The organism is Flavobacterium micromati (assembly GCF_900129585.1).
Classification (GTDB): Bacteria; Bacteroidota; Bacteroidia; order Flavobacteriales; family Flavobacteriaceae; genus Flavobacterium; species Flavobacterium micromati.
Genome location: NZ_FQWF01000025.1, coordinates 1 through 5463, shown reverse-complemented (window position 1 = coordinate 5463; position 5463 = coordinate 1). Strand labels below are relative to the sequence as shown.

5 protein-coding genes are annotated in these 5463 nt (G+C 31.0%); 4 read left to right on the top strand and 1 reads right to left on the bottom strand.

Features of this window, described 5'->3' with window-relative positions; genetic code table 11:
* Window positions 1-939, bottom strand: a 939-nt coding sequence (locus BUB42_RS16795) for a hypothetical protein (RefSeq protein WP_244533958.1), incomplete at its 3' end; no start/stop codon positions are given.
* A 674-nt stretch (window positions 940-1613) separates the two neighbouring features.
* Here BUB42_RS16795 and BUB42_RS15925 point away from each other — a divergent pair.
* From BUB42_RS15925 to BUB42_RS15910, 4 genes are all read left to right on the top strand, one after another.
* Window positions 1614-3326: a hypothetical protein gene (locus BUB42_RS15925; protein WP_073022148.1), complete on the top strand. Its 1713-nt coding sequence runs from the start codon at window positions 1614-1616 to the stop codon at window positions 3324-3326.
* A gap of 11 nt (window positions 3327-3337) precedes the next feature.
* Window positions 3338-4000 (top strand): hypothetical protein, encoded by a 663-nt coding sequence (locus tag BUB42_RS15920; RefSeq protein WP_139257432.1) that lies wholly within the window; start codon window positions 3338-3340, stop codon window positions 3998-4000.
* 114 nt (window positions 4001-4114) lie between these two features.
* Window positions 4115-4792, top strand: coding sequence for a hypothetical protein (locus tag BUB42_RS15915; protein WP_073022144.1), 678 nt, complete (start codon window positions 4115-4117; stop codon window positions 4790-4792).
* An 11-nt stretch (window positions 4793-4803) separates the two neighbouring features.
* Window positions 4804-5418, top strand: coding sequence for a hypothetical protein (locus BUB42_RS15910; protein ID WP_073022142.1), 615 nt, complete (start codon window positions 4804-4806; stop codon window positions 5416-5418).
* The last annotated feature ends 45 nt before the right edge of the window (window positions 5419-5463 follow it).

Sequence of the window (5463 nt, the reverse complement as noted above, 5' to 3'; positions counted from 1 at the left end):
GCATGGGCTAGGATAAGTTATAGGCACTCCTTCCCAATTTCCTGAAGCTCCATCATAGATATATATTAGATCACCATGTATAACTTTCTTCTGATCATAAGGCCATTGAATAATCAAATAGTAATACTTTGCGGGTTTACTATATGTTACCACATCGCTCAGGCTTATTGAGAACAAATCCCAAACTCCAGTTACACCGTTATATTTTTTTGTTACGAACTCACCATCTTGATCCATATATGTATATAAATCGTCGTTTTTGGGATTGGAAGGATATGAAGGATAACTTGTACCGCTGCTTGAACTGCCGCCACCGCCACGGTCACATTTTATCCCGCTCATACGATAGGGTTGACAAGAGTCACAAGTGGTATATAAATATGTGGAAGAGGAGTTAGTTACCCAATACCAATCGATACATCCAGCAGATTTTCCTGTAATGTTTATTGTTGTTTTCCTGCGCGCCATTCCATTGAACGTCAATTTTCCATTCTCAAATTCGTTCGAAAGCGAGATAATTTGATGCATATTGTAAAATGAAATCTTGCCGGTATGGTTATCCTTGTTTTTTTTCATGTCCAAAACGGATAGTATCACTTTATCCAGATTATCAAACGGAACTTTAACATTAAAAGTAACAATGTTTGAACGTGTGATTTTATTTTCATACACAAAGAAAATCGCTTTTGTTTTATCTGAAATTTCAAAACCTTTTAGCGATTTCAAATCGACAACAACTAATTTTTCTGTGGATTTTAAATTATAGATTTTTACACTATTCAGGTCAATAGCATTTACAAGTGCTTCGATTTTTAGAGAATTCTCCTTATTCGATTGTGTTTTAAGCAGATTCAGGTAATTCGAAATGTCTTTATTGTAGATTGATGTCGAAATTGAATCCGTTGCAATTGAATCCTCTTTTTCACAGGATAAAAACAAAACGATCCCTAGACAAATAAGTAATTTTTTAATGATTAAATTTTCGGTTATTTGGTCAATTTTTTAGATTGCTATGTTGCCATTACAATATTGTAAAATTAAAAAAATAATATTAATATTATTAATTTTTTCTATATTATTCACCTTTAATGTTCATCACTTTATGTAAAAAACTCAATTAAATCTCCAAAACACCTTTTCTTTTAAGTTTATATCCCGAAAGACACTGAGACCCACTTACAAAGCAAAGTCATTTTTTAAACGAAAGAAATCGAGCTTATTCTTTTTCGCTCAAATGCTCCAGCATATCCGCTGTCATTGTTTCTAAATCAAATTTATGTTTCCAGTTCCAATCTTTTCTAGCTTCAGCATCATTGATACTAGCGGGCCAGCTATCAGCAATAAATAATAAAAATGATTAAATTATCATTGCTCATTTTCTGATTTAATCTCGTAAGTACTAATAAATTCTTTTTTTTAATAACAAAATAGATGTACAAGTTTCTATAAAATATCATTAAAAGTCGGTATATGTTAAATCATTTACTTTGTGTACATTTGGTTAATAGTAGTTAAAAAAGACTAATTTTAAAATTAAATTATGAAAACCACAAACCACAAACCACAAACTACAAACCACTTACAAAAAATATCTAGCACAATATTTTAGAATATTGCTTTTAATTTTTATTCCGCTTCTAGTAACGAAATGCCAGCTAGATGAAGAGGCGTTTAATCAACAAAATCAAATACACAACATTTATAAAGAAGCTGTTCTAATTTACTTAAATGATTTTAAAATCAATGCAAGTAAAGAGCAAATTAGTGCCATTGAGCAAATCACAGTTGCAATAGATATTAATAGTTTAAAAAAATATGATTTAAGGACAACTGAAAAACTGCTCATTGCTGATCTCAGAACAGTACATGGATTTGAAGGTGCAACAAAAACAAAGATCATCTTTTATCTCAACAACAATTTAATTGTAAGATCTAACATTATTGTATTTAAAGATCAAAATAATAATGTCAATTATGACAAAGTTGTAGTATCCATTTTAGATCAAAAAGTAAATAAAGAATATTATTCTGGAGAGGTTTTCTTTTTAAATATTTTCACAAAGCTTAAACTTTCAAATGAATACGAAAATGGAATACTGAAAGTAAATAATATTGTATATCAGGGGAAAAAAGATCAAAAAAACAGTAGAAGTAATTCAAACTGTTATTATTATTATCTTGTTACCACTTACCCTAGCGGGTACCAATCTACGCGATTTTTATATACGGATTGTCCCCCGCCATGCAGCGGTGGTGGTGGTGGTGAGTTATATAGAAACGCATCAGTGCCATGCGATAATACTATAGGCGGTGGTGGAGGTGGTGGAAGCGGAACTGGACCAGGAATAAATGAAGCGCCAGTTTTTCCAAATGGTCCTTCGAACGATAATATGTTCGATTTTACAAGTCGAGATGGTGTATTTACCCGATATAAATTTAATGCCACATCAAACAATTGGGATATTGTTTTCATTTCTTTACCTGCTTTAGTGATAAAAAATGTTCCTGAAGCTTCTGTACGAATTTCAGAAATTGAACATCCTCGTTTTGGCGAAAAAGTATTAGAATGGGATGGCTTTTTATATACTTTTGAAGGGAATAATAGTTGGACAGGTGTTCCAGCTACAGATGCAATAATCGCTCAAGTGATTGAAGATAAAATTGATGACACTAACCTTGATCCATGCACTAAGGGGATTATGACACAACTTAAAAATGCAGCAAACACAGATATTACTAAAGTATTGGCGAAATTTGTGCCTAGTAACATATATAATGTAACAATGAAAATGGGGATTACAAAGCTAAACAATTTTGCCGAAACGACAAAAATTTCAAAAAACAACTATTTAATAACTGTCACAGATAACAGTTTTACAACTGCAACAAAATTATATAAAGCAACTGGTATGTTGCACGAAATGATTCATGCATATATATTAAGCGTGGTAGACGACTACAATACTTACAGTTATCCAACTAATGATCCTTTTAACGGGTTTCCTAAATTGTTTAATTTATATGCTTTAAATGCTGGTGTAGGCAACTCTGTTATAGCCCAGCACGAGGATATGGCTAATAAGTATGTTGATGCGATTGCATCTGCATTGGAGGCGTATCAAGCAAATAACGGAATTCCTTTTTCTCCAGCAGACAAACAAGTTTTTGAAGACATGGCTTGGAGCGGTTTACAAGGGACTGATGTATATAATGCAAAATTTCCAAAAGGAAGCATAAATGACAATAGAATAACGGCAAGAATTGGTGCCGAAATAAACGGAGTTTACTCTCAAGGACAATATGCAATTGGAAAACCGTGCAATTAAATCAATTAGAAATGAAAAAGCAATTAGTGTATATTATAATATTAATTTTTATAATAAGTTGTGGTTCCAAGAATAATAGGACTGTGGACAATAGTCCAGTTTTAATTTTCAATGATTCCATTAGTGATAAACTCGAAGTGATTAATGATTTTTTAGACAAGAAAATTAATAATCGCTTTAATAAAATTATTATGATGAATAAAAAAATCAATACTGACATGATCTTACAAATACTTAGATTTAATGATATTTATTCTTTGGACTCCGTAACTGGAAAATATAAACAGGATAAAACATTCTATAAAGATGAAGAATGGGAAAAAGCAAGAAAAAAATATAGCAAAAACACCATTTCTGAAATAGAGAATGCGACCTATATAGGAAGTGAATGCTTTTGGGTGTCAGAGAATTTTATCAATAAAAATATAATTATTGAAGAAGTAGAATTTGGCACAAAAGCATATGAAATAAAATATTTTTATAGAACTCCCTATTATAATTTCTTTAATTTTTCAAATCCAATATATTACCAAAATAAAGAGTATCTTATTTTTTATTGTTCTTACGGATCTGTATTTCCTCCTGAATATTATAATTCAGCTATCATCATATACAAAAAGAAAAATGGGAAATGGGTACAAACTCATGAAGGTGCACCTGCTTCGTTTAGTTAATGCAGAATTTCAGAGATTCAATACCCTCGTATTGGCGAAAAAGTATTAGAATGGGATGGCTTTTTATATACTTTTGAAGGGAATAATAGTTGGACAGGTGTTCCAGCGACCGAAATGTTAATCGCTCAAGTGATTGAAGATAAAATTGATGATAGTAAACTTGATCCTTGCCCAAAAGAGGTTATGCAACAACTTAAAAACACAACAAATGCTCGTATTGCAAATGTACTTGCAAAATTAGGAGCGAATAGTATATATACGGTAAATATGGTAATGAAACCTGCAGGCACTTATGCAGAAACTCAGAGAATTTCTAAATACAATTATGAAATTAGAGTTGACCGTGATAGATATACAGATGGCACAAAGTTATTTAAAGCTACAGCATTAATACACGAAATAATACACGCTTATTTTTTAAGTATTGTAGATGATTATAACAATACTCCATCAACAGCATTACCCTCTTTTCCTGAATTATTTGAAGCCTATGTTAAAAAAACTTACCCGAATCCATCAGATGCACAACACAAAGAAATGGCAGACCGGTACGTAGATGCTATGGCATCAGCATTACAAGAATATGATGCAAATTATTTGATAAATTACCAAGTGTATAAAGATTTAGCTTGGGGCGGATTACAAGACGCTCCTATATTTAATAAGACATTTTCTCCTGCAAGTACCGAAAATAATAGAATTAAAAATAGATATAGCTGTGAGTCTGTTGGTCGTGCAGTTGAGCACGGTACTCCAAACGAACAAAAACCAGTAGGAAAACCTTGCAACTAAACATTGAGAAGATGAAAAATTATTTTTTTTACACTGCTATTATTTTATTTTGTTTGACAAATTTTTCAAATGTTTTATTTGCACAATCAACAAATGAAAAATACAAAGCACTCAATGATTATTTAGGAACAATTATAAAAGATACAACACAAATACTTTATGTTGCTAAAGAAAAAATCAACTCCAATGAAACACTAAATATATTTGGATTAAATGAAATATTGATTGTTGATTCCCAAGGAAATTGGAAGAGTGACACAAGATTATACAAAAAGAAAGACTTCGAAAAGATGAAGAAAGAATATAAAAACAGATGTCTACCAGGTAATAGGATTTGGTGTAACGAGGATTTTTGGTCGAAAGATAACTTTATAAATAAAAAAGTTGTTTTAGAAAGTATGAATACAAATAAAGGGATAGAACTTATTATTGAGAAATACAATAAGTTCGATATTAAAGTATATGGATTTTCCGAGCCTATTTATTATCAAAATAAAAAACATATTGTATTCACGATGCATACTTCACATATGGCTGGAGCAACCACACTAATTATAATAATGCAAAAAGTTAAAGGCAAATGGATTGTGACACATATAGGCTCAAATCCTAATATAATTAATTAATTTGCGTTCTATATGTTTTTAGTGCGAAGCTCTACTATTTTTAAT

Coding starts and splice junctions, on each gene's coding strand:
- BUB42_RS15915 (WP_073022144.1), top strand. CDS start 4,115: ATGTTAATCGCTCAAGTGATTGAAGATAAAATTGATGATAGTAAACTT.
- BUB42_RS15920 (WP_139257432.1), top strand. CDS start 3,338: ATGAAAAAGCAATTAGTGTATATTATAATATTAATTTTTATAATAAGT.
- BUB42_RS15910 (WP_073022142.1), top strand. CDS start 4,804: ATGAAAAATTATTTTTTTTACACTGCTATTATTTTATTTTGTTTGACA.